Below are 24487 nucleotides of genomic sequence, written 5' to 3'. Positions count from 1 at the left end.
AAGCTCGTCCTCGGTGTTGTTCGTGATTTCCGGAGCCGCCGTGCTGGTGTCAACGGTAAAGCTCCAGTCGCCGTCTGCCTGCGGGCCTTCGTTGCCCGCCGCGTCCACCGCCGCAACCGTCAGGTCGTGAGAGGTGCCGTCCGCCATATCCTGCTCCGGCGTCCAGCTCCACTTGCCGTCCGCGTCCACCGCTGCGCTGCCGACGAGCTCGCCGTTGTCATAGATATTGACGTGATCGATGTCGGCGGTTGCGTCGCCGGAAAGGGTCGGCCGCGCGTCGTCGGTGACCGAGCCGCTGGCAATCTCGCCGGTGATCGCACCGACGTCGTCCGTCAGGGTGACTGAGTCACTGACAATGCCGGAGTTGATGTTATCTGGAGGAGTTATGTCCGGTCGGGAACCGTTGGACGGCGGAGAGACATTACCCGCAGGATCGACAACCACGATAGTTACGTCGGTATCCCCTTCATGGACAGGGTTAGGCTGGATACTCCAGTCACCATTTTCATCAACTACAACCGTGGTGGTTTCACCGGTACTGCCATCGGAAATAACCACAGTTGAACCAGGTTCTGCTTTACCTGAGATTTGTCCATCATCATTGCTATTTATAACCGCCGCTTCTGGCGAAGAGGTGTCAGTAAACTCTTCAGTCAGGCTACCGCTATTGCCCGCACTATCAGTTACCGTAACAGTGACGGTGCCATTTGGTTGTGAAGTCGGTGCTTCCACATACCAGTTACCTTCACTGTCCGTCTGGGTCGTGATCTGGGTGCCATCAGGCAGTTGAATGACAACCTGTGAGTCAGGGCTATTCGATGTTCCGGAAAACTCTGGACGACCATCATTATCACTGTCCGCAACAGGATCAAGTGTCACCGATACACTCTTAGCGGAAGAGTCATGGCCACTGCTACCACGCCCGGACGCACCAATAGCAACGCCGCCTGCCGCGCCGCCCAGCAGCATAAAAGGCAACCAACCAAAATTGTTGTGACTGGCAGTCAGCGGATCGGCACTGGCATATCCTTCACCACCTAATACCTGTTCACCGCTCTGACCTTCAGTTAAAGCTGGCGGGTATTCAGCCACATCGCCGGAAGTCGGCACATATTCATAAAATTGACCGTTTTCGCCCAGCCCAATCAGATGAACGTTTTCATTATCATAATAATCTTCCAGTACAATATCAGGATGCTGAGAATCATCCTGGCTAAAGAAAAGCTGCAGATTATTGCCAACGCGCCTGGTTACAACCATTTGCGGAGCATGTCCTGTAGCGCTATCGATCAGTTCTATATTTAATGCACCCTGATGCGGAACTTTGATCGTTGTAGGATTTTCAGATTTTGTATCAACAGTGTATGAAGAGATAATACCCTTCACACCACGCAAGTTCACTTTCAACATAACAACCTTCTTAATTAACGAGGATTGATTAAATTCAATAGAAATAAGGCTTTCACAAACCCTTAATCTCTATATTCATATACTTCGAATAACCGTGATTTTATGACGAGATAATCTGCAATCCTGACATTGCTTCCAGCACAACTCTTGATTCTGGAGTCAGTGAACGGCATTATCAGAACTGATTAATAAAAAATATGGTGCCAGATTGCATCAATGCAGTGAGTATGCAGCGCCCTGAGCTTTACTGCTTTTATCAGCTATCTTCATAGCATTGCTCTGAGCATGACTACTGTCAGAATTTAATAGTGAAGAAGCCACCGGGTGATTCAATAGTTTTGACTCGCCCGCTTCAGAACAAGAACGTTCATTCACTACACGCGATAACGTACGTGATTGTGCTTTGAGACTGGTTAAAACAGATTCAGCTTCCTTTGCAGGCACCAGACGCGCCGTGATTTTCTGCTGATCATTTACCGCTAACTGATAGTAATAGCGCTCACCTGATTTCAGCTCTGGTGTGGGTACTTCAATTTTTGCTGGCTGGACAAAATCATGCTGGCTGAACATAACGTCCAGTTTTTTCTGGCCAGGACACACACTAATTTCAGTCCCTCTATCACCTGACATTACGCTAGTATAGTATTGATTATTAACAAATACGTTAACGACGCGTTTTGATGCGGCAGGATTTTTTTCATCAATACGGTAGACAATAATGTGCGCACGCGGTTCGTGTATCTGCTCCGGCGCCTTGTCATTTTTGACTTCTTTAAACAACGATGGCGCAGGAGCGTTCTGCAATGGCGCCGCCTCAACATAATTGCAGTACAGGTAGCCTGTAAGTAATAAAACCATACTCAGCATTACTCCCTGCATAAATTTAAAGGGACTATTCGATGCTTTGCATGTTAAACGTGAATTATTTTCCATATAACTCTCCTTAAGGTGCTTAATCACTATATTTAAAACACCTTATATCCGATGTTGAACAGGAGTTGACAACTCCTTAAAAAATAAAAAATGGGAAATTTAAACAGCGCAGAAGGGTGAGCCTACGCCTCTGGATAACGTTAAATCTCATTTACATTGATAACTCCTTTGTAAAGTTCAAGCAACGAGACATCATTGATAAATGCATTAAATTCTTTGTCTCCTTTCAGAGCGAACTTTCTCATCACATTATATTTATGTGCATAGATTGTTTTAACTGACAAATCTAACCTTTTTGCTGTCTGGATTACACTGTATCCTTTCTTCAAAAAACTAAGCACCTGAAGTTGCACCACGGTGATACGTGCAAATTCGCACCGTAAACAGTCTGAAGGCAGATATCCCATAACTCTTCCCTGAGTGTTTAACCAGGCCTTGGTTATTTTCTCAGTGATTAAACGTACCGAATCCCTTTTTGACACTTCAAGCAAAGATTGATAACAAAATGGTAACGGGTTTTTAATTTTCTCTCCGAAATCATCGGTAAATACCAATATGATACTGCCAGGCTTTCGCTCGCGATAAGCGGGTTGACACATATAAAGACGCCATTGCGAAACATTGATCAGGATGAAGTCAGCCTGCCGCAGGTTATGACTATCAAAACCTGATAAAAATTTTACTTCTGCATCAGATAGCAGTGCCTTCTCAATTACCTTTGATATGCCCAGTCTGAAGAAGTAATTGTCATCCGTACAAACCACATTAACATCCATTTTTTCCCTTCAGCATCACAAAATTCACGATGACAAATATTATATTCAGGTGAATTTACCGTTAATCAGTACCAATTCGCCTTTCTCTTTTAGTTCCTTGAGCACTCTGCAAATGGAACTTTTTGATAAATGAGAACTATTTTCAATAAGATATAGTGCTGAAAATCGTTTCTTTAAATGAGTCGGCAGTTTTTTCCATCTTTCAATCAAAGAAAGAACTTCATCATATGAGTTACTTTTTGGTAACTGAATGTAATTCATCAGATCAGAATACTGTCCTGATAAAATAGACATTGCGTCATTAAAAAGATCTTTCTCAAAAACCAATCGCCAGAACACGTCATAGTCAATGAAACTGACTTTTCCATAATCGACTCGTTCCAGATAGACTGGCGGCTCGTCTAAAGCTGGAGTGACGCCGACAACAAACGGAGCGGATAAGATATTCAAAACCTTATTCTCGCCTTTAAGTTTAAGTAAAAAATCGCCGTCAAGAATGAACATAACGCGACGTACATGATCTTTAGTCAAATGATAACGGCGCTTGCCTCTTGAAATTTCATCTGGATTAGCAATCTGCGTAAATCCTGCTAATGCATCGATGATCCGTTCATGATTTTCAGTCACTCTATACATATTAATTAACTCAATCTAACTGACGCATTGGTCAGTGATTAGCAACAATTCGTAAAATCAGTTTTTTATAGTCTCTTTCTCTTTCGCCTGGTGTACTCGCTTACCTGAGCTCGCCTCCATAACTCGGGCAGTTAAAAATAGTCTTTATCGGTTCCACTATAATAAAACCGTCCCAACAAAATTCAAAACCGCAAATACAAATAAATAAAGACATTCAGGCTAATAAAAGAAACAATAACCAGATCTTACACCATTCAAACGCTGTTTAGTTAGCACATAAATCTACTTTGTAGCACCTTACGGGCAGTGTTATAACTTTTTTCCTAAAAAAAGAATTTCCCATTACCATTTGAAAGATGATGTTATGAACATGCTATTTTAAAAGCACGCATTTAAACACCTCTCTCAATTTTCCAGCATGGCTGAAAAGAAACAAATCAAATTGGCATCAATGTTAATGCTCCTTACTAAAGTTACGCTGTCAGGCAGCATTGCATGGAAGGAATTAAACCACGGCACCCATCGAACAGACACTTAAATTGATTATCTTTAGATATTTAGTTTTTTATCCTGACATATATGATTTAATTAGCTTAAATCACCAGAAACTGGCAGATGGGATTTTTCCCTTTTTAATTCCACTTCTCAAATGACATCACATTCAGGCAAGTGAAATCATTAACTCATGACTTTATGCACAAGCTTATTCATAGATGAATCAGTTTTACTGAACCGCGTTCATGGCATGCGTTTCCCGGATGCCAGATAATTTTAAGCATCAGGCATAAGCAGTGCTGTTAATGGTTAAATCACGCATAAGAATAATGTACGCTCAAAAAATTCCAGAATACCAACAGCAGTTAATATTATGTAAAAATATAATAGCCATATCCTTGCTTACGATAACAAAAGAAGAATTATGGATGTTTTACTATTTCATTTTTTATGGCCACCCATTCTAATAGCGCCGTTCGCTAGAAGCGGCATAAATAATAATATTGAAAAAATGATACATGGAGATATCGATGAGAGAGTTAACATCTTTTGAAATGCAAAACGTTTCAGGAGCAGGTTTTTTTGACTTTATTGGTGCTGTAGTTGTCGGTGCCGTTACGGGTATTAGTTCTTTTGGTCTTAAATGGGGAATGAGTGGCGGAAGTACCGGTGGCGTGTTGGGTGTTGGTATTGTCTCTGCCGGTGTAGGTCTGATTGTCGGCGCAGTCCTTGGTCTTGTTGATGGTGCTTTATATGGTGCTATGAATGGCTGGGATAGCACGGCAGGCTGGTTTAACGCGGTCGTTGAAAACCAGTTTGATCCTAATGCATCTGTAATTACAGCTTAAGGAAACAACATGCGTGAATTGAACAATAAAGAAATCGAAGGCGTTAGCGGTGGTTCATTAACTTCGGTGATCCTGGATTTCTTTAAGCAGCTAGGCGCAAGCTCAGAAGAGAAAACTGAATGGACGCGCCCAGACTCAATTCCAGCAGCGAACCCGGTTAGTGGGTCTGCCTTTGGCATGGGTATTGTTGGTGTCGCAGCAGCAGTCGTATTTGGATTGCTGATTTTCTAATTCTCTTGTGAGGAATGAATCCTCCAGGGAAGTGAACGATTATTAAATCGTTCATTAATTGATGTTATTAATTATTTTATACAAAGGAAAGTATATGAAAAAGTTATCTATGGTTGCTCTTGGTCTGATGCTGGCTGCTGCTCACGTTAATGCTGCTGAAGCTTCAGATGGCACCATTAACTTCACAGGAAATATTGCGTCTCAGACTTGTACTGTAAGCGTAAACGGCGGCGGCAGCACTGCAACCGTTACACTGCCTAAAGTAGCAAGTAGTATTTTAAGCACATCTGGTCAGACTGCAGGTAACACTCGCTTCACTATGGCGCTGAGCAATTGCTCAGCTACGACTGGTGACGTGTACGCTTACTTTGAACAAGGTGCCAACGTCAATGCTGATGGTCGTTTGACCAATACTGGTACTGCAACGAATGTTGACCTGCAGCTGCTGGATAGCGGAAATGGCGTGTTGAACGCGGGTAGCACTGAGCAGACCACCTCTCCAAAAACTGTCGCTCTGACTGCTGGTGCAGGTACTCTGACCTATTCTGCTCAGTACTATGCAACTGGTGCAGCTACTGCTGGTACCGTCTTATCAGCTGTGAACTATTCAATCAATTACCTGTAATTGATTATGGTGGGAGCATCTGTTCCCACCTCTCTTCCTCTATCATCATTTCTGTCAAAATCATGAAAAAAAAAAGTTTTAAATTTTTGATCTCCTGTCTGCTGGCTTTTACGGTGACCTCATCGGCTTTTGCCAGCGTGACGATTATCGGCACCCGGGTAATCTACCCCGCAACAGAAAAAGAAGTCACAGTCCGCTTAGATAACCATGGCAATCAACCTGCGCTGGTACAGGCCTGGATTGACAATGGAAATCCTGATGAAGCACTGGATAAAATAAACGTACCGTTTGTCTTGCTACCGCCTGTTTTCCGTATGGAGGCTAACAAAGGACAGACATTACGTATCGTTTATACCGGTTCAAACCTGCCCAAAGATAAAGAGTCGGTATTCTGGCTTAACGTACTCGACATCCCTCCTCGCGATAAAAGCCTTGCGAATCAAAATCAGTTGCAAATGGCTATTCGTAGTCGCATCAAAATTTTCTTTCGCCCAGCCCGGTTCGATGCGATGCAAGCCACAGAAGCAGCGTCGGGTCTTATCTGGCATCAAGGGGAGAAAGCGAATCAGCTGACAGCAACCAATAACTCTTCGTTTTACGTCAACGTTTCACAGATCAATGCCGAGGATAACGCGGGGCGAAAAGTAGTCAGTGAAAAGGGAGATATGCTTGCACCAGGCGAAACAAAAAGCTTCTCCCTAAAAGGATTGAACGCAAATCAAATAAAAACAAACTTTCATTATCAATATCTGGATGATTATGGCGCTGCACGCAATGTAGACGCCAAAATTAGTCAGTAACTTTGGTAACTCATCAGGGGTAATAATGATGGCAAGGATGATTAAAAATAATAAACCAACGGCAAAAATATTTTACCGATCTTTTCTGGCGCTTTTTTTAACTGCATCAACAGGCGCCGCATTTGCAGAAAATTCGTATGATTTTGACGAATCATTTGTGAAGAATTTACCGGGCGTTAAAGTTGATGTGGCCCGCTATGCAACCGGTAACCCTATTGATCCTGGTACTTATACGCTGGATATTTTCCTGAATGGTCGTCAGATTGGTCGGGAAAATGTTCAGGTCATTCGTGAAGGGGCGGGTACCAAAGCGTGCCTTTCCTATGATCTGGTCAAAAGCTTGTCACTTAAGGACACAGTTTTTAGCCCGGGACAAGCTGAAGATTTGCGCTCTGGTAAACAGTGTATGGCGCTGGAGGAGGTAGTTAAAGAGAGTCATGCAGCTATCAATTCTGCCGATATGCAGATGGATATCTCAATTCCGCAAATTTATCTGTTGCGATCTGCGCGCGGCTACGTTGCGCCAGAATTCTGGGATAAGGGTGAAACAGCACTTACGCTAACCTATAACACCAACTATTATCGCTCTGTAAATCACGGTCAGCCATATGACTCATTTTATGGCCGTGCGCTGGCGGGCTTTAACCTTGGCGGATGGATGTTCCGTCACGATGGTTCTCTCAGCTGGCAACGTCAAAAAAACAACGAGTATCATCATTACGATGCAATTAATACCTATGTCCAGCGTGATATTCCGCAAATAAAATCACGGCTGTTATTAGGTGAAGGCAATACCAGTGGAGAAATTTTCGATACGCTTTCTTTTCGTGGTGCGCAAATATCTACAGTTGACCAGATGTGGCCAGACTCTCAGCGAGGCTATGCACCAGAAATCCGCGGCGTAGCCCGAACCAACGCTCAGGTAACTGTATCGCAAAATGGCAACAAAATTTATGAAACGACGGTCTCACCAGGCCCTTTTAATATCACCGATCTCTATCCTACAGGCTACGGTGGTGATTTAGACGTGACCGTGAAAGAAGCTGACGGCGGTGAGACCCGTTTCTCAGTTCCTTACGCAGCGATGACGCGTCTGAAACGTCCGGGCATGACTTTTTATAGTCTGACCGGTGGTGTATCCCGAAAAGACAATATGGTTTATACACCTTCGGTCTATCAGGGCACTATTCAGCATGGTTTTAGCAATAGTCTGACTGGTTACTCAGGTATTCTGGGATCAGATAACTACACCTCTGTGCTATTGGGAGGTGCATTTGGTTTACCTGTTGGTGCGATCTCACTGGATATTACTGGCGCTCAGACAAAATATGGTGATGAGAAAAAGCAAGGTGTAAGTTATCGGGCAACTTATAGTAAGAAGGTTTCTCAGACTAACACGAATTTTACTCTGGCGGCTTACCGCTTCTCATCATCCGGTTATTACAGTTTTGATAACGCATTACAAATCAATAACTATTATAAAAAAAATCATAAAAACAGTTCGTCAAATTATCTTTCGCGCCCCAAACAACGTTTTTCTATGACGGCAAGCCAAAATTTTGGGGAGTCATATGGGAATATGTATCTTACTGGTTTCGTTCAGAATTACTGGGATTCTGCCGGAACAAATACGCAATTTCAGCTGGGTTACAATAATACAATTGGTCGGGTCTCCTATACTTTATCAGCAAACCGATTATTATATTCAACCGGCGGGCATGACACTCAACTGTCACTCGACTTCTCGGTGCCAATTGGCAGCGAAAGTCAAAGTTATGTAACCGGAAGTGCGACACATAATAAACAGGGTGTGAATGCACAAACAGCAGTTAATGGTGTTCTGGGTGAACATGACCAATATAACTACAACGTTGGAATAGCGCGCGATACTGATAATGAGAAGTCCGGTTCAGTTAGTGGGCAATACCGTTCGCCCTACAGTATGCTGACGGCGTCTTATACTAAAGGGGAAAACTATTATTCTGCCTCGGGTGGTATCAGCGGTGCGGTAGTCGCTTTACCTGATAGCATTAATTTCAGCGCTTATCAGTCTACGACTTATGCTGTTGTTACCGCAGAAGATGCAGAGGGCGCGCGTGTACTTGGCTATCCAAATATTGTGTTAAACGGCAGCGGCAAAGCTATTGTGCCAAACCTTAACCCGTACCGGATAAACGAACTGGCCATCGACCCAAAAGGAATTCCACTGGATGTTGAGCTCGAATCAACTCAGCAGCGCGTTATTCCTGTTGAGGGTGCAGTCGTCAGACTTGATTATAAAACCAGCAAAGGAAAGCCACTGTTAATTCGGGCTAATCAGCCGAACGGAAATGCCTTGCCATTTGGTGCAACGGTTAATGATGAAGACGGTAACCTTATCACCACTGTTTCACAGGGTGGTCAGATTTATGTGAGGTTAAATAAAGATGTCAGCCGCCTGCATATTTCCTGGGGTAAAGCAGCCAGTGATAAGTGTCTGGTTAACCTGGAGTCTGGTGTTGTTAATTCCAGTGAAAACAACACCCTTGCAAGGCTCACAACAACATGCAGCAGCGATCAATCAAAACCTGTTCGCTACGTATCTAACGGCGAAATAAACAAAGATAATCAGGGTTAATCGGGTGACATTATGATGTTTATTAACTTAAGAAGGACACTGACCAGAATAGTCAGCATCATGACTATGGTATCTGGTTTCGTCATGCTAGCACCAATTAATGCGAACGCGGCAGATGATGTCACACTGACGTGCAAAAAATCTCTTTCTGATGCGGTATTAGATTTCCGCTCGCTGGGGATAAACATTTCGGCAGCTGTTCCGGTTGGCACGGTCGTGCATAGTGGCAATTTAACAGTCACGTTCAAATGTGCCCTGGATAATCTGCAACAGTTTTTAGATGGATTAACAGCAGAGGTTTACTTAAAGCGTAAAACAATAGCTGAAGATGCACTTGGTTATGGCTTAACCATTTATACCGGTTACGGTGGTGAAATGTCCACCGACGCTGCCATTATTCCTACCGGCAACAAGATCGCTACTTACGCGTTAACCAGTGGTGGTACAGTCGGTTCTTATACTGAGGTCACGTTAAATGTGCCTTTTCAGATTGTGCGGACGTCAAACTCGATGGCTGGCCCCAATTTGCTCCCGGACTATGTCAACGTATTTGATGTAGGCTCATTGGTACCAGGAAATGACCTGAAACTTTATGTGAGATATATTAAAAGCGGCATCACTGTGAGGGATCAAACCTGCTCAGCAGCAGGTGATGTTAACCCGAAGGTGTCATTAGGGAGTTACACAGCGAATACCAGCAGTGGTTTGGGTTCCGGTATTGGACAAACCAGCCCATCTACCGCTTTTAATCTTCAGCTTAACTGTGAGGCACTTCTTTCAGGTACCTTTGACGTTATGATGCAGTTGGATGGGGATGCGGCTGATGGGCTATCGGATGTCGGCGTAGTTTCTCTGAATTCGACCTCAACTGCCAGCGGAGTGGGTGTTCAGATTCTGAATGAAAGCCAGCAACCTGTTGCACTGGCAGCACCATACAGAGTTGCAGCTTATCCACTGTCGTCTGCATTGATAACAGTGCCCTTATATGCACGTTATTACCAGACTGCTGCCACAATAACTCCTGGTAGTGCTAACGCAGTTGCTACCTATACCATTAGTTATCAGTAACCATATGGGCTCTTCGGAGCCCTTTACCAGACTTTATAAACTGAGAAAGGATTTTATCAGTGGATAGGCCATTAAAAGGAAGGAGGTTTAAAGTTGGTGTCTCTGATGAGAGTCCTTTTATTTTTTATTCAATACAAAAAATACTCTCAACCGGATTTCACAACCTGGACATTGCAGCATACCCGGTAGAAGCAGAAAACCTTTTTGTAAAACTGAATAGCGATCCTCCTGATATATTAATTACTGATTTTTGCTTTAACTTTGAACGTAATGATTTGAACGGCGTTAGAAAACTAGAAGAAATTTACAACCATAATGCTAACCTTAAAATCATTATCTTTACGGCACAGAATAGCCCGGCCATTTTGAAAAGAATATTGCAAATTCCGGTAAATGCAATAGTGAGCAAACGTGATGATATACGGGATCTGGTAGAAGCTTTGCACTGGGTTTGCTCATCGAACTCTGAAATATTTTATTCAGAAAAGATGAAAGATCTGGCGCATTCTGCTTCAGAGGAGCCTGCACAGACACTTTTATCACCCGCAGAAGTTGAAGTAATCAGGCTTTTTGCTATCGGGTACAGTTTAATGGAGATAGCAAAATCACGTAAACGTAGTATCAGTACGGTTGCAACGCAGAAATATAACGCCATGCGTAAACTTCAGCTGCAGTCTAATACTGATTTGATTAAATATGTCTTTGCCCAGCAACTCATTTAATTTCGGGCTTAATTTTTAAGAAACAGCGAGCATCATGAAATTTTATAATTTTAAAATTGCATTTATTGTACTGTCCTGCGTGCCATTTGGATCTTATGCGACCAGCTTACAGCAGGCTGCCCGAGCCGCATTAACCTATGACTCTGCATTGCAATCCAGCCAGATGACCAGTGAAGCCGATCAGCAAAAATACTGGCAGGGTATGGCCGGAATGTTGCCCACATTGACGCTCGAAGGAAACTGGGATCGTCAGGAACAGCCGGATAAAAAATATCAAAGTGGTGTAACAAATCACAGTTACGATCTCAGTGTCAGACAACCCCTGTTTGATATGAGTAAATATGCTGGCTGGCGTAAAGGCGTTGCTATTGCCAATACCGCTGAAGCCCAGTCAAAAAAAGCTGAAGAAAAGTTATTAAATGCGATCAGTAATGCCTACTTTTCGGTGCTCTATCAGCAGGAAGTTTTACAGGCTGCGAAAGCTGCCAGTCACAACTTCAAACAACAGCAGCAAAAACTGCAGGCCGGTATTCTGAATGGACAAAACACCCGTACAGAGCTGGATGAAGCTAAGGCCAATTACGCTCTTGCTCAGGCCAAAGAAATAGAGGCGAGTAGTCAGTTATTGCTGGCTGGAGAAGCATTTCGTCGCTTATCGGGTGTCAGCCCGGACACTGTCGAGCCGGTAAACTTTCAGTGCCTTAACGCTTCGCCCTACGCTTCTTTAACTGATGCGATTAATGCCAGCCAGCAACGTAACACTGAAATCAAAATTGCCCTGTTTCAGAATGATCAGGCCGATGCTGATGTATTGGCTGCAGATGGCGCACATATGCCTGTCGTGTCACTTTACGCCAGATATGGCAAAAACTGGAGCCGTAACGATAACGACGATAATTTACTTTATGATGCTATTTTTGGCACTAACTCTAAAAGTAATAATCTGCAGTATGGCGTTAACGTTTCTATTCCATTATTCGCGGGTGGCAGCCAGATTTCACAATCTTATGAAGCTGCCTATCGCCGTCAGGCAGCGAAATATTCCACCATGGAAGCACAACGCAAAGCGGCTACAGATACACGTTCAGCATGGCTTAGTCTTACGAATGGAAAAGCGTTAATCAACGCGCAGAAAAATGCCGTCGAGTCTTCACGCGAAAAAGTGGTGTCTGTTCAATATGGCCGGGAAATGGGTTTCCGTACGGTAAATGATGAGCTTGATGCTCAGCAAAAATATTTTAGCGCACTTAAAGATCAGGCTGAAGCTCGCTTCAATTACCTGAACGCCCTCATTAATCTGGCACAAAGTACCGGATCACTATCAATCGACATGCTGAATTTTTTTCAGTGCCGTTAATCCCTTACTCATGATGATTATATAAATGGAACAGTCACTATTCCGTCAGGAGGCACTTGATGCAGCCAACCGTGGAAACCTGGGCATTGTGGCACTCTATTGCCCACCTTATCGCTGGTTAGTTATTTCCGTTGTAGTGCTGATCACTGCCGCGACAGCGCTGTTTTTTATATTTGGCAGTTATACAAAATATGAATCCTCTACCGGAGAACTTCTGCCTAAAAATGGCATGCTGATCATTCCGCCCCCCGTAAGCGCCACGGTGGTCGATATTCCGGTAAAAGAGGGCCAGCATGTAGAAAAAGACGATGTGCTGATGGTGTTGTCATCAGAGGTTTCAACACAGTTAGGTCAGACTCGTCAGGTTATTGCCGAGAATCTGAAAGGCCAGCGTGAAAGGCTTCAGCAGGATCTGGTGACGCTTGAAAAGCTTCATCAGGTTGAAATGAAGGGCCTGACCGACACTATTGCCAGCCTGAAACTGCAACAGGAGCAGCTGAAGCTGCAACTGACACACCGTCGGAAACAGGTTTCCCTGGCGAAAATGCAGTTGGACAAGCTGGAAGCCATGCACAACGAAGGGTATGCCTCAAGCCGTCAGATGGAAGAGCAGGAGTCTAATCTGCTCGATAGCCAGGCGCGCTACCAGGAATATCAACGTCAGCTGTTGGACATCTCGCAAAAAATTGTTCAGACCGAGCAACAGCTGCATGAAAAACCGCTGGATGACGAGAAAAAGCGTAACGATATCGAGCGCCAACTGGCTGATAACCGGCAGTCGATGGCTGAAAATGAAGCGCGCCGCTCGTTTGAATTACGTGCGCCTAAAAGCGGATATGTCGGCATGATTATGGTCAAAAATGGACAGATGCTCACCGCCGGTCAGTCAGCCATAGCCGTTTTGCCAAGCAATACTGAACTGGTCGCCCGCATCATGGTAAACACGCAGTCCATTGGTTTTATCCAACCGGGACAGCGGGTGGTGCTGCGCTATAAAGCGTTTCCTTATCAAAAGTTTGGTCAACAGTATGGAAAAGTTATCGAGGTTTCACGCACCGCTCTGTCTCCTCAGGAAGTCACTACGTTAACCGGCAAAAATAATATTCAGGAACAGCAGTACCGCGTGCTGGTCTCCCTGGACAAACAATCAATTACTGCTTATGCGCAGAATGAAAAACTCAAGCCGGGTATGGCGCTGGATGCCGATTTTATCGTCGACAAACGTCGTCTTTATGAATGGGTGCTGGAGCCAATTTTTGCGCTTGGACACAAAATCTCTCTCTGATTAAAAGGTCTGTTCTGTGTTGTCATTAGAGAAACTCAATTTTAAATGGTTTAACCGCCTGCCGATGATTCGTCAGTCACAGGCGACGGAATGTGGTCTTGCTTGTCTGGGGATGATTGCCAATTATCACGGTCATGAAATCGACATGATCACCCTGCGTCGCAGGTTCGCAACGTCGCTTAAGGGTGCAACACTTAGTGATGTCATTGCCATGGCACAACAACTCAATATGAGTTCCCGTGCGTTACGCGTTGATATGGAAGAGCTGTCTAAATTACGCATGCCCTGCATTCTGCACTGGGAATTGAACCATTTCGTTGTGCTAAAAAAAGTGCGTGGCAATAAGATCACGCTTCACGATCCTGCACGCGGCATTCGGGAACTGACATTTAAAGAAGCATCACCGGCGTTCACCGGCGTTGCACTGGAGCTGGTTCCCTCCTCCACTTTTGAGGTCAAAAAAGAAAAAGAAAGCATCTCGATGATGAAGCTGGTGGGCAGTGTGACAGGGGTGAAATCTGCCTTTGCCCAGGTGCTTATCCTGTCCATCGCTCTGGAGCTTTTCGGCGTACTCTCCCCCTTCTTTATGCAGTGGGTGATGGATATGGTGCTGGTCTCCGCAGATTACTCGCTACTCTCCTTGCTCGGGATCGGCTTTATCATGATTGCGTTGTTTCAGACCATGATTACAGCGCTGCGCTCATGGGTGATGAGCTGGTTCTCAAGCCAGCTCAGCGTGCAGTGGACGGTCAATGTCTGTCACCATATGTTAAAGCTGCCACTTGAATGGTTCGAATCCCGTCACGTTGGTGACATTCTGTCCCGCTATGGCTCGCTGAACACCATCCAAAGTACGCTGACCAGCCGCTTCATTAGTACTGTGCTGGATGGGGTAATGTCGATCGTGACAGTAGTGATGCTGTTTATCTATAACGCTAAGCTTGCCTGGCTGGTAATTGGCCTTTTTGTCGCCTATGCACTGTTACGCTTCATGGCTTATGATCCTGTTCGCCGCGCCAACGAAGAGCAAATCATCAGTTCAGCCCGCACGCAATCTTCATTACTGGAAACGCTTCGCGGTATCCAGGCGGTAAAAACCAATAACAAGCAGGTGCCTCGTCTCTCCGCCTATATGAATTTCCTGGTGGATACGACCAACAAAGGCATTGTGATTCAGAAGCTTAACATTTTGTTTGGTTCCGCCCAGGGATTGCTCACTTCTGTAGGCAGGGTAGTACTGGTCTGGCTGGCTGCGCTGCAAGTACTGGATGGCAACTTCTCTGCAGGTATGCTTACCGCCTTTATTAGCTTCTCCGATCAGTTTATGAGCCGCGGTGCAGGTCTGATCAACGCCGTAATCGACTTCAGAATGCTGCGTATGCATGGTGAACGACTGGCCGATATCGTGTTGTCAGAAACTGAAGTCAGCTCAGAAGCCAGTCCGGTACTGGTGAGTAAAGATACGCATGATGAGACAGAAACGCCGCAGGATATCAAACTAACGGATATCCGCTTCCGCTATGCACCTACCGAACCCTGGGTAGTAAATGGTGCCAGTCTGGAAATTAAGGCTGGCGAAAGCGTTGCGATTGTCGGCCCTTCAGGTCAGGGAAAGACCACCATGGCCAAAATCATTCTGGGTCTGCTGCACCCGGAAGGTGGAACAATCACCGTGGGCGGAATGGACATTACCCAGACAGGACTTGAACACCATCGTAACCGCATCGGCTGTGTTATGCAGGATGACATCCTGTTCTCAGGCTCGATCAGTGAAAATATTAGCTTCTTTGATAATAATCCTGACCACGCAAAAATTACCCGTGTAGCACGCCTGGCGCAAATTCACGGCGATATCATGAAAATGCCGATGAACTATCAAAGCCTTGTCGGTGATATGGGATCGTTTCTCTCTGGCGGGCAGCTGCAGCGTATTCTGCTAGCTCGCGCCCTCTACCGCGAACCAAAAATACTGGTACTGGACGAAGCAACCAGTCATCTGGATATCTATAACGAAGCGCAGATCAACAATGCAATAAAGCAAATGAAAATTACCCGAATCATGATTGCACATCGCCCGGAAACCATAAGAAGTGCAGATAAAATCGTCCTGTTAAATAACGGTACGCTCAGTGAAGTTACCGCAGAGCAGTTATTTGGCCAGACAGAAAAAACTAAAGAAATGGAGATTACACATGGATAAAAATATTTGCCGGTTTAGCGAAGGTATGATTACTTTACCGGAAGGCTACTGCGAGCGAACCCTGAACACGCTGGCGGATCCCCGTTCAGCGATGCCACCCGTCACTATTTCTCGTGATAAACTGGCCAATCACAACAATCCAGAAGAATATATCAGCAGCCAGCTCGCTATTCTGCAGAGACAAATGAAAGACTGGCAACAGCAAGCAAATCAACCCGTGGTGTTGGGCGATAATCTGAGCACAGGCATCATGATTACTTATGATTTTCTGCGCCCGGATAATATCCGGCTTTATCAAAAACAGGCGATTTTCACCTTAAACCTGGAGGATGTATTAATTTTCTCTTTGTCAAAGGCTGCCCCCCTGACCGATGAAGAAATTCAGCTGTTTAATAATATCCTGAAGAGTTTCCAGAGCTGGCCCTGATGCTTTTCCTCAGCAAAGCCTGACGACATAACGTTAAAAGAAAAACCGGGCAGGATAAATCCTTCCCGGTTTCATGCATTCTGAACACCGCTAAGTTAGCCGTTTACAGAGCTTAGTAACGCTGGCAGGTAAAGAGATAGGAGATCGGCCCACCGATAATATAGGTATTTTTATCAATCTTATCGACATCCAACTGCAGATGCGTTGGATCCAGTGTGATCTCTGCTAACAACTTATTAAAGATGACATCAGGGGTAGTATCAGTATTCGAAGTGACAACTTTGCTGATCTGATACTGGTAAGTATCATCGGAAATTTTAGCGCCATTGATTAATGCAACCCTTCTGTTAAGAATAGTAACACCGTCATTGCTCGTTGCCTGCCCATTCAGCAACAGATAGCCTGAATCCTTTTGATCAAAACGTAAATCCTGGGCAACAGCGAACTCAATTCGTTTATCGTCATTACGACTGAGATCGTAACGGCTAAATGCTGAGCAGCGAAAAGGAAAATCTTTGGCCTGATGTGTTAAGTAATAAACCCCTGCAAAAGTCACCATTAATAGCGCAGCCAGCATGAAGATAATATTAATACCAATGCTCCGCTTCATCCCATTCTCCAGTCAAGATAATAAAAATTGTCGCATGAGATGATATGACCATCGCTATTAATTTTACACGATGAAAGAATTGTTCTTCCGAAATTCTTAGTAGTAAAAGAGGTGTTTTTATCAAAAATAATCCGGTGACCCGCATCGCAGGTTTGATTATTTTCCCTTAGAATTTGCACTATTTGCTTACCCAATGCCTGTCGTTCAACCTCATCCAGACCCTGCAATAATACTGCTTCGCAGCCACCTTCAAGTTTTATGGCACTCATTGGAATAATTTGCTCGTCAGGACGCGATACCGTGAAATACCAGAGCACCATGCCCAGCACTATCAGAGCAACAGAAGCAAACCAGTATCGCCGGGTGACGTTAACGGACGTAGCTGGCAGCTGATTACCGGTCGGAGTGGCAGGCAGGACAACGTTTTCAGCAGACCCTTCAGTTATACTTCCTTCCGATATGTCATCAGTTAAAACTTCCGTCACCCCCATGACCGGGGCTGATTGACGTTCAATTTTAATATCGGTATTCAGGCGTATACCAATTTTCGGGATGGTGATAATCAGATTTTCACAACCATAAGCCGCGAGCGCCCTGCGCACAATACTCAGATATTGATTCAGATTACTATTCGATCCACGCAGGCCATATTTATCCCAGACCTCGGTCAGCAACGTATCACGCGCCAGTATTTCTCCCCCGGAATTCAGTAACTGTTCAAAAAGCCGACCTGAAGAAATACTGAGGCTCAGCGACTCCTGAGTAGGAATGTGGCTAAGCGTGCAGTCATCAGAATTGTAAGAAACCTGATCATCGATTATGTAAATCATTAAGAAATCACTGAATTCCCGCTCATTTATCGACAGTATAATTCAGCTTATATGAAGAAGCACTACAGACGCGTTAATCAGGCGATTAAGGAAATTTTTACAGATTAGCCAGCAGAACGGGCCGGGCAGAGTGCGTCCCTGCCCGGCAGCTGGTTAATAATTTAAGAAACGTCAAAGAATCATAAGGTTAGCGGCGATTTTTATGGCTGATTAGCGGCAGCAAACTCCGCATAATTACTTTGAGTAATGGTTTTATAGGGGATCCAGTTCAGTGATTCGACTTTCTGTTTATCCAGTAACGCTTTCACGACTTTCACAGCGCCTGTCGCCTGCCCTTTCGCATCCTGGAAAATAGTCAGCGTCATCTTTCCATTTTTGACGAACTGCTGACCATCAGGCGTGCCATCGATCCCGGCAACCAGAATGTGGCTGTTTTTCGCCTGATTCAGCGCCATAATAGCCCCGATAGCCATTTCATCATTATTGGCGGCGATTGCATCGATCGGTCGCTGATTAAGCAGCCAGCCCGAAACTACGTCTACCGCTTCATTACGCTGCCAGCGTGCAGTCTGTTTTTCGATTACCGCCATCTGCTTATATTTAGCGATCACCGCTTCAACGGCACGCGTCCGTTCCCGCGCTTCTTCATTTGATAATGCGCCCATTAAAATGGCGACATTGCCCCGATAGTTCATCTGTTTTGCCAGCGCTTCCATCTGCATCTCACCCCCCAGGGCAGAGTCAGAACCGACATAGGCCATACTGGACGGTAATTTCACTTCCGGTTTACGGTTAACAAACACCAGCGGAATGCCCGCCGCTTCTGCCGCTTTCACCATCGGCAGTACGCCCTGTGTATCGACCGGGTTGAGAATAATGGCATCCACGCCCTGATTGATAAAGTCTTCAACCTGCTGTACCTGAAGAGCTACATCCCCTTTGGCATCGACGAACTGCCCATCCATTTTCAGCGCTTTTATCTCATCCACCATCTGCGTCCGCAGAATCGATACGAAGTTAAGATCGAAATTAGCCAGTGCGACACCGATTTTAGGTGTTTTAGCCCAGGCGGTAACGCTGATCATCAGGCTGAGCAGCAGTGCTAACATTTTGGTTTTCATCGCGTAATCCTGTAGGGTTTATTATTGATAGAACCGCCGGGCAACAGGCAAATACCCGGCGGCAGAGCTCACAACGTAAAGTGATCGCGGAACTGTGCCAGGGCTGTTTCGCTGTCGCCTTCGGCCCAGCCCTCCAGCGCAACGACGCCGCAATAGCCGACCTGCTCCAGCGCACGGGCAATGGCGCGATAGTTAATTTCCCCGGTGCCAGGCTGCATGCGCCCCGGCACATCAGCCACCTGGATTTCACCGATAGCGGGGCCGCAGCGTCGTATCAGCTCTATCAGGTTGCCCTCTCCAATCTGGGCGTGATAGAGGTCCAGATTCATCTTCAGTGCCGGGCTGTTGACCGCTTCGACCAGCGCCAGCGTATCGGCAGCCCGTGCGAACGGCGTACCCGGATGATCAACTGCCAGATTCAGGTTTTCGAGAGTAAATACCCGCCCGGCCTGCTCGCCGAGCGCAGCGACACGCCGCAGGGTGTCGGCCGCTTTAAGCCACATCTCACCGGTAACCACCTCAACCGGACGAACCGCCTGGCCGTGAGCATCCAGCCCGGTGCCATGCAGATTCAGGCTCGGGCAGTTCAGACGATCTGCAATCGCCAGTGAGGTTTCTGCGCTATGCAGCAACTCTGCAATCTCATCATCATCAGTCAGGTTACCGTTGAGGTAGCCGGTCATGGAGGTAAAACGCGCACCTGTCGCCACCAACGCGTCGATATCTTTGTTGGCCCAGTTCCAGATCTCCACGCCAAATCCCAGCGCATGAATCCGCTCAACACGCGCGATAAAAGGCAGTTCGAGAAACACCATCTCCGCACAGACTGAAAGCTGATAACCGGCCATTAGCGTTCTCCCAACAGAATGGGTTTGCGTTGCTGCACCGATTCAATACAGGCCAGCGCAATTTCCAGCGCGTTACGCGCATCAGTGCCAGTAGCGCGCGGCGTGTCACCGTGCAGAATCGCGCGGGCGAATTCTGCCATTTCAGCAACATAGGCCTCACGCAGCAGATCGGTATCCATTCGAGACGTTGCGATGGCAATACCCTCGGCGTGATAGCGCACACAGTTGTCCTGATTGATGTTGCCCGCCTGCAGCATACCTTTACTGCCAAACACCTCACCGCGAACGTCATAACCGTAAACTGCCTGGAAGTTGGCTTCCGCAGTGGCAATGGCACCGTTATCAAAGCGGATGGTCACCACCGCGGTATCAAGTAATCCCTTATCTTTAAAATCGGGACGCACCAGCGCATCAGCCAGCGCATAGACCTCAACCGGCCGGGAACCCGGATTGAAGTGCAGCAGGGTGTCGAAGTCATGGATTAAGGTTTCAAGGAAGATGGTCCACTGCGGGATTGGGGCCGGATCGCGCAGGCCAGGGTCGCGTGTCACCGAACGGCTTAGCTGGGTGGTGCCATTGGTGCCTGCTCTGACAGCTTCAATAGCTGCGGCGAAGCCTGCACTGAATCGACGATTGAAGCCGACCTGCAACACAACGCCCGCATCCTGTGCGGCCGCGATCGCCCGATCTGCCTCATCCAGCGTTACCGCCATCGGTTTTTCGCAAAACACGTGCTTGCCAGCCCGGGCTGCAGCGATCACCAGTTCGGCGTGAGTGCGAGCCGGCGTAGCAATAGCAACGGCATCGATTTCGCTATCATTGAGTAACGCCTGGATATCGGTATAGGCTTTCTCCACCCCCAGCCGTTCTGCCAGTTTCTGCGCTGCGCCGGGTTGCAGGTCGGCGACCGCTGTCAGCCGTGCCCCAGGCACCCGCAGCGCCAGATTCTCTGCATGAAAACTGCCCATGCGGCCAGCACCGATCAATCCCACTCGTACTGTATTAAGGTTCATAACTGCTCCTGTTTTTTGTTGTCAGCCCAGTCAGGCTGAATAGGGTGTCCGGATGTCGCCTGCGCTTTGGCGGCAAAACGACGGGATTTTGAAAGCATCAGCGGCTCGATGTGCTCCAGTGAGATGCCTCGGGTTTCAGGCAGAAAACGTTTTACAAACCAGAAGGCCACCAGGCAGCCAGCGGCGCAGAGCATCAGTGGAAAAGCACCATGGAAGTGATCCATCAGCAAACGGCTACGGTTCATCATCGGGAAAGTCTGAGTAACGAGGAAATTGGCGAGATACATTGAAGAAAAGGCGTAGCCCATCGCGACGGCACGAATCCGGTTGGGAAATATTTCAGAGATCAGTAGCCAGGCACCCAGACTCCATGACATACCAAAAATCAGTACGAACGCCACCAGGCCCACGACCGGCAGCAGGCCACCGATCTGCGCTATAAAGGCCCAGGCCGTAATCACCAGGCTGACAGCGCAACCCAGCGCTCCCCAGCGCAGCAGACGCGTCCGTCCCCAGCGATCCACTGCGTTCAGACAAAACGCTACTCCGACCAGCAGCGCCAGTCCGAGGAAAATGCTGTGATAGAGGGAGGTCTGTGTATCCGGTGAGATGTTCTGCAGCAGCGACGGTGCGTAATACAGCAGGATGTTGATGCCCGAAACCTGCTGCAGAATCGCAATCGCGCAGCCGATCAGCAGGATGTAACGCATTCTGGCGTCGCGGAGCAGACGGGTTCCCTGCTGACGGGTAACAGAATCCGCGTCCGGCGCACTGATTTCTGCCAGCAGACGCCGCGCATGTTCAGGCGTCGAAAGCCGGGTCAGCACTGCCAGCGCGCGTTCACGCTTGCCGTTTAACGCCAGCCAGCGTGGTGATTCCGGCATAAAGGGCACCAGTGCCAGAAACAGCAGGCAAGGCACCACACCCGACGCCAGCATCCAGCGCCAGCCTTCACTGACTATCCAGGCATGGGGCATACCGCGTGCAATCAGGTAATTCACCACATAGACCGTGACCTGACCGCCAACCATCAGCATCTGCTGCAGCCCAAGCATGCGCCCTCGCCAGTCCTTAGGTGAGACCTCTGCGATATAGAGCGGCGTAATTGCCGACGCCATCCCGACCGCCAGGCCACCCACCAGCCGGTAAATCACAAACCCGGTTAGGGAATCTGCCAGCGCAGAACCCACCGCAGACACGGCAAACAACAGCGCGGTGATCACCAGTGTAGGTTTACGCCCGATCCGATCTGAGATCGCGCCGACACAGCCAGCGCCGACGATACAGCCGAGGATGACATTTGAAACAGCCCATCCACTTTGCCACGGCGTTAGTGCAAGGTGTTCCGTCAATGGCTCAATAACGCCGGAAATCACTGAGGCGTCATAACCGAGGATCACCCCGCTCAATGAGGCGATGGAACAGATGAACAGCAACAACTTCAGATTATGTTTACGCATAACACCTTAACTTTCCCATTGTTTTTGACAGGTGAGAGTTAGTGTCAGCGTTGCAAAGTGGATGCCAGTTTTAAAGCGGGCTTTTATGTGAACGCGCTCGCAGATGGCACATCAGAATTGAAAATAAAATTTACATGTCAACTTAACATGTCATTAAAATGGACATTCCATCGACCACGAGAGAGTGAAATGCAATCTTTGCATGATTTGCTGCCTAATAAAGAAGAGAGCGATGCCATATTCAGCCTGCCGGAAGGCGGTGATGCGGCACAGTGGGAAGCTCGGTTTGCCCGGGGCTGGCAGGCATTTAGCCAGGGTGAACAGCCGCGCTGGATCCGCCGCAGTATTTTGCAGTCATGGAACCGCTCGCACGAACATGGCATCGATCCGGTATCTTTTGAGTACAGTGCCTCCGATCCAACGGAGCTGGCCGCCGTTCTGCGTCATAACAGTGAGCTGATTACTGTGGCGCATAGCGTGATGGAGAACCTGCTGGCTTACAATCCCGACGGTCATATCAATCTTACAGATGCGCAAGGCATCGTACTGAGTTTTTGCGGCAGCGACCTGACTCCGGTCGGCAGCATCCTGCGTGAGGAGGTGCTCGGCACCAACTGCACCGCGCGCTGCCTGCGCGAGCAGCGGCTGGTCTATGTACTCAGCGGAGAAAACTGGAAAATCGCGCTGCGTGAACGTAACCGGCAGTGCGCCGCAGCTCCTATCCGTGATGCCAGCGGTCGTATGACCGGCGTACTGACGCTGACCGCCACGCCTGACAATTTCAGTGCCCATACGCTGGGCACCGTGCAGGCTGCCGCAGAGGCAATTGGCCAGCAACTCACCTTACGCCGTCTGCTGGCCGAGCAGCAGTCGATACTGGAGACCCTGAATGAGGGCGTTGTGGTCTGCGACCGCGACGGGCGCATCAAAACCCTGAACCGCTACGCTCGTCAGATCTTTGCCGGTATTGATACCGACAACGCCCTGATCGATCAGGTGCTGCAGCCCCAGTCCGGTTCATTGCTCACACTGCCCTGCTGTAATGACCGCGAGATGGTGTTCCGCCCCGATGGCAGACCCAGTGTTTCATGCCTGGTCTCGCTGATGCCGGCACCGGACGGCGGTCGCATCCTGTCGCTGCGGGAAAATCAGCGCATCCGTGCCATTACCCGTCGTGTGCTCGGCGTCAGCGCCAGCTATACCTTTGAGATGATTCGTGGTCAGGCACCCACGCTGCAGAAGGCTCTTCAGGATGCCCGCGCCAGCAGTCGCAGTGACAGTACCGTTCTGCTGACCGGTGAAAGCGGAACCGGTAAAGAGCTGTTTGCTCAGGCGATCCACAATGCCAGCAGCCGGGCGCATGAGTCCTTTGTCGCGGTTAACTGCGGCGCACTGCCGCGTGACCTGGTGCAGAGTGAGCTATTCGGCTACGTCGATGGCGCGTTCACCGGCTCACGGCGCGGCGGTTCGGCAGGTAAATTTGAGCTGGCCGACGGTGGCACGCTGTTTCTGGATGAGATTGGCGAGATGCCACTGGAGGCACAGACCAGCCTGCTGCGCGTGCTGCAGGAGAGTGAGGTGCTGCGCATCGGAGCGGCGCATCCGCTGAAAGTGGATGTCCGCATCGTGGCGGCAACCCATTGCGATCTGCTCAGTGCAGTGGAACAGGGTGCTTTCCGCCGTGACCTGTTCTATCGCCTCAATGTTATCTCCCTGACCATCCCTGCCCTGCGTGAACGCCAGAGCGACATTCCTGATCTGGTGAATACCTTCATTCACGCCCTGTGTCAGCGGCTGAATAAAACGCCTCCGCAGGTGAGCATTGAAGCAATGAACGCCCTGCAGGCATGGCACTGGCCCGGCAACGTGCGCGAGCTGGAAAATCTGGTCGAGCGGATCGTTAATCTTTGCCAGAGCAGCATCATCGACCTTGCCGATTTGCCGCCAGCGATGGTGACGCGCGCAGCCGAAAACAGACCAGCGGCCAGCAGCCTGTTGCAGGATAATGAACGAGCCTGCATCCTGCAGACCCTTCGCGCGCAGGGGGGTAATCTGCGGCAGTCCGCTAAGCTGCTGGGCATTTCTCGCACGGCGCTCTATAACAAGCTCAATCACTGGAATATCTCTATAGATACGCTGCGCCAATAACCGGCTGGTGGCACTCAGCAACACCAG

At 47.8% G+C, this 24487-nt stretch carries 22 protein-coding genes; 12 read left to right on the top strand and 10 right to left on the bottom strand.

Translation table 11 applies throughout. From position 1 onward, the window contains the following. From OK412_RS23355 to OK412_RS23340, 4 genes are all read right to left on the bottom strand, one after another. On the bottom strand, positions 1-1410 hold a 1410-nt coding region (locus OK412_RS23355), incomplete at its 3' end, for an Ig-like domain-containing protein (protein ID WP_264353656.1). A 213-nt stretch (positions 1411-1623) separates the two neighbouring features. After that, positions 1624-2343 (bottom strand): hypothetical protein, encoded by a 720-nt coding sequence (locus OK412_RS23350; protein WP_264353655.1) that lies wholly within the window; start codon positions 2341-2343, stop codon positions 1624-1626. Positions 2344-2483: 140 nt separating this feature from the next. Then, complete coding sequence (locus OK412_RS23345; protein WP_264353654.1) at positions 2484-3119, bottom strand: helix-turn-helix transcriptional regulator; 636 nt, start codon at positions 3117-3119, stop codon at positions 2484-2486. 45 nt (positions 3120-3164) lie between these two features. After that, on the bottom strand, positions 3165-3755 hold the full coding sequence (locus tag OK412_RS23340; RefSeq protein ID WP_033770258.1) for a helix-turn-helix domain-containing protein: 591 nt from the start codon (positions 3753-3755) through the stop codon (positions 3165-3167). Between the two features lie 1025 nt (positions 3756-4780). On the opposite strand from OK412_RS23340, the gene OK412_RS23335 reads away from it, so the two are divergent. The 11 genes from OK412_RS23335 (at position 4781) to OK412_RS23285 (ending at position 16430) form a co-directional block, all read left to right on the top strand. Next, positions 4781-5098, top strand: a complete 318-nt coding sequence (locus OK412_RS23335) for a hypothetical protein (protein WP_010256762.1) — start codon at positions 4781-4783, stop codon at positions 5096-5098. 9 nt (positions 5099-5107) lie between these two features. Then, positions 5108-5329, top strand: coding sequence for a hypothetical protein (locus tag OK412_RS23330; RefSeq protein ID WP_010256766.1), 222 nt, complete (start codon positions 5108-5110; stop codon positions 5327-5329). A gap of 94 nt (positions 5330-5423) precedes the next feature. Continuing rightward, entirely contained in the window at positions 5424-5954 is a 531-nt protein-coding gene (locus tag OK412_RS23325; RefSeq protein ID WP_010256772.1) for a fimbrial protein, read from the top strand. 62 nt (positions 5955-6016) lie between these two features. Next, positions 6017-6754: a molecular chaperone gene (locus OK412_RS23320; protein ID WP_033759838.1), complete on the top strand. Its 738-nt coding sequence runs from the start codon at positions 6017-6019 to the stop codon at positions 6752-6754. A 25-nt stretch (positions 6755-6779) separates the two neighbouring features. Continuing rightward, on the top strand, positions 6780-9371 hold the full coding sequence (locus OK412_RS23315) for a fimbria/pilus outer membrane usher protein (RefSeq protein ID WP_264353653.1): 2592 nt from the start codon (positions 6780-6782) through the stop codon (positions 9369-9371). A 12-nt stretch (positions 9372-9383) separates the two neighbouring features. Further along, positions 9384-10439: a fimbrial protein gene (locus OK412_RS23310; protein WP_264353652.1), complete on the top strand. Its 1056-nt coding sequence runs from the start codon at positions 9384-9386 to the stop codon at positions 10437-10439. A gap of 59 nt (positions 10440-10498) precedes the next feature. Then, a complete protein-coding gene (locus OK412_RS23305; protein WP_264353651.1) occupies positions 10499-11161 on the top strand; it encodes a response regulator transcription factor in 663 nt (220 codons plus the stop codon). A gap of 34 nt (positions 11162-11195) precedes the next feature. Continuing rightward, positions 11196-12518: a TolC family outer membrane protein gene (locus OK412_RS23300; RefSeq protein WP_010256785.1), complete on the top strand. Its 1323-nt coding sequence runs from the start codon at positions 11196-11198 to the stop codon at positions 12516-12518. Positions 12519-12543: 25 nt separating this feature from the next. After that, complete coding sequence (locus tag OK412_RS23295) at positions 12544-13803, top strand: HlyD family secretion protein (protein WP_022624194.1); 1260 nt, start codon at positions 12544-12546, stop codon at positions 13801-13803. Between the two features lie 16 nt (positions 13804-13819). Then, positions 13820-16003, top strand: a complete 2184-nt coding sequence (locus tag OK412_RS23290; protein WP_264353650.1) for a peptidase domain-containing ABC transporter — start codon at positions 13820-13822, stop codon at positions 16001-16003. Next, positions 15996-16430 carry a DcrB-related protein gene (locus OK412_RS23285; RefSeq protein WP_010256796.1) on the top strand — a complete coding sequence of 145 codons (435 nt, stop codon included), beginning with the start codon at positions 15996-15998 and terminating at the stop codon, positions 16428-16430. Before OK412_RS23290 ends, OK412_RS23285 begins: the two co-directional genes overlap by 8 nt. Positions 16431-16542: 112 nt before the next feature. Here the strand turns inward: OK412_RS23285 and OK412_RS23280 are convergent, their stop codons facing one another. From OK412_RS23280 to OK412_RS23255, 6 genes are all read right to left on the bottom strand, one after another. Beyond that, the gene (locus tag OK412_RS23280) at positions 16543-17040 is read right to left on the bottom strand and encodes a FidL-like protein (RefSeq protein WP_089415074.1); all 498 of its coding nucleotides are present in this window, start codon (positions 17038-17040) and stop codon (positions 16543-16545) included. Beyond that, on the bottom strand, positions 17037-17870 hold the full coding sequence (locus tag OK412_RS23275) for a winged helix-turn-helix domain-containing protein (protein ID WP_264353649.1): 834 nt from the start codon (positions 17868-17870) through the stop codon (positions 17037-17039). Before OK412_RS23275 ends, OK412_RS23280 begins: the two co-directional genes overlap by 4 nt. Before the next feature lie 200 nt (positions 17871-18070). Then, positions 18071-18991: a substrate-binding domain-containing protein gene (locus OK412_RS23270; protein ID WP_010256805.1), complete on the bottom strand. Its 921-nt coding sequence runs from the start codon at positions 18989-18991 to the stop codon at positions 18071-18073. Between the two features lie 68 nt (positions 18992-19059). Next, positions 19060-19839, bottom strand: a complete 780-nt coding sequence (locus tag OK412_RS23265) for a TIM barrel protein (RefSeq protein ID WP_010256807.1) — start codon at positions 19837-19839, stop codon at positions 19060-19062. Next, on the bottom strand, positions 19839-20852 hold the full coding sequence (locus tag OK412_RS23260) for a Gfo/Idh/MocA family oxidoreductase (RefSeq protein ID WP_264353648.1): 1014 nt from the start codon (positions 20850-20852) through the stop codon (positions 19839-19841). Before OK412_RS23260 ends, OK412_RS23265 begins: the two co-directional genes overlap by 1 nt. Next, positions 20849-22312, bottom strand: coding sequence for a sugar porter family MFS transporter (locus tag OK412_RS23255; RefSeq protein WP_187500832.1), 1464 nt, complete (start codon positions 22310-22312; stop codon positions 20849-20851). The genes OK412_RS23260 and OK412_RS23255 overlap by 4 nt, the downstream gene beginning before the upstream one ends. Positions 22313-22501: 189 nt before the next feature. On the opposite strand from OK412_RS23255, the gene OK412_RS23250 reads away from it, so the two are divergent. Next, a complete protein-coding gene (locus OK412_RS23250) occupies positions 22502-24460 on the top strand; it encodes a sigma-54-dependent Fis family transcriptional regulator (protein WP_033786420.1) in 1959 nt (652 codons plus the stop codon). The last annotated feature ends 27 nt before the right edge of the window (positions 24461-24487 follow it).

The sequence above is a fragment of the Pantoea sp. JV6 genome (genome assembly GCF_025910055.1).
GTDB classification, from domain to species: Bacteria; Pseudomonadota; Gammaproteobacteria; order Enterobacterales; family Enterobacteriaceae; genus Pantoea; species Pantoea agglomerans.
Note: the sequence above shows the minus strand (reverse complement) of the source record. Positions and strands in the feature narration are given on the sequence as shown.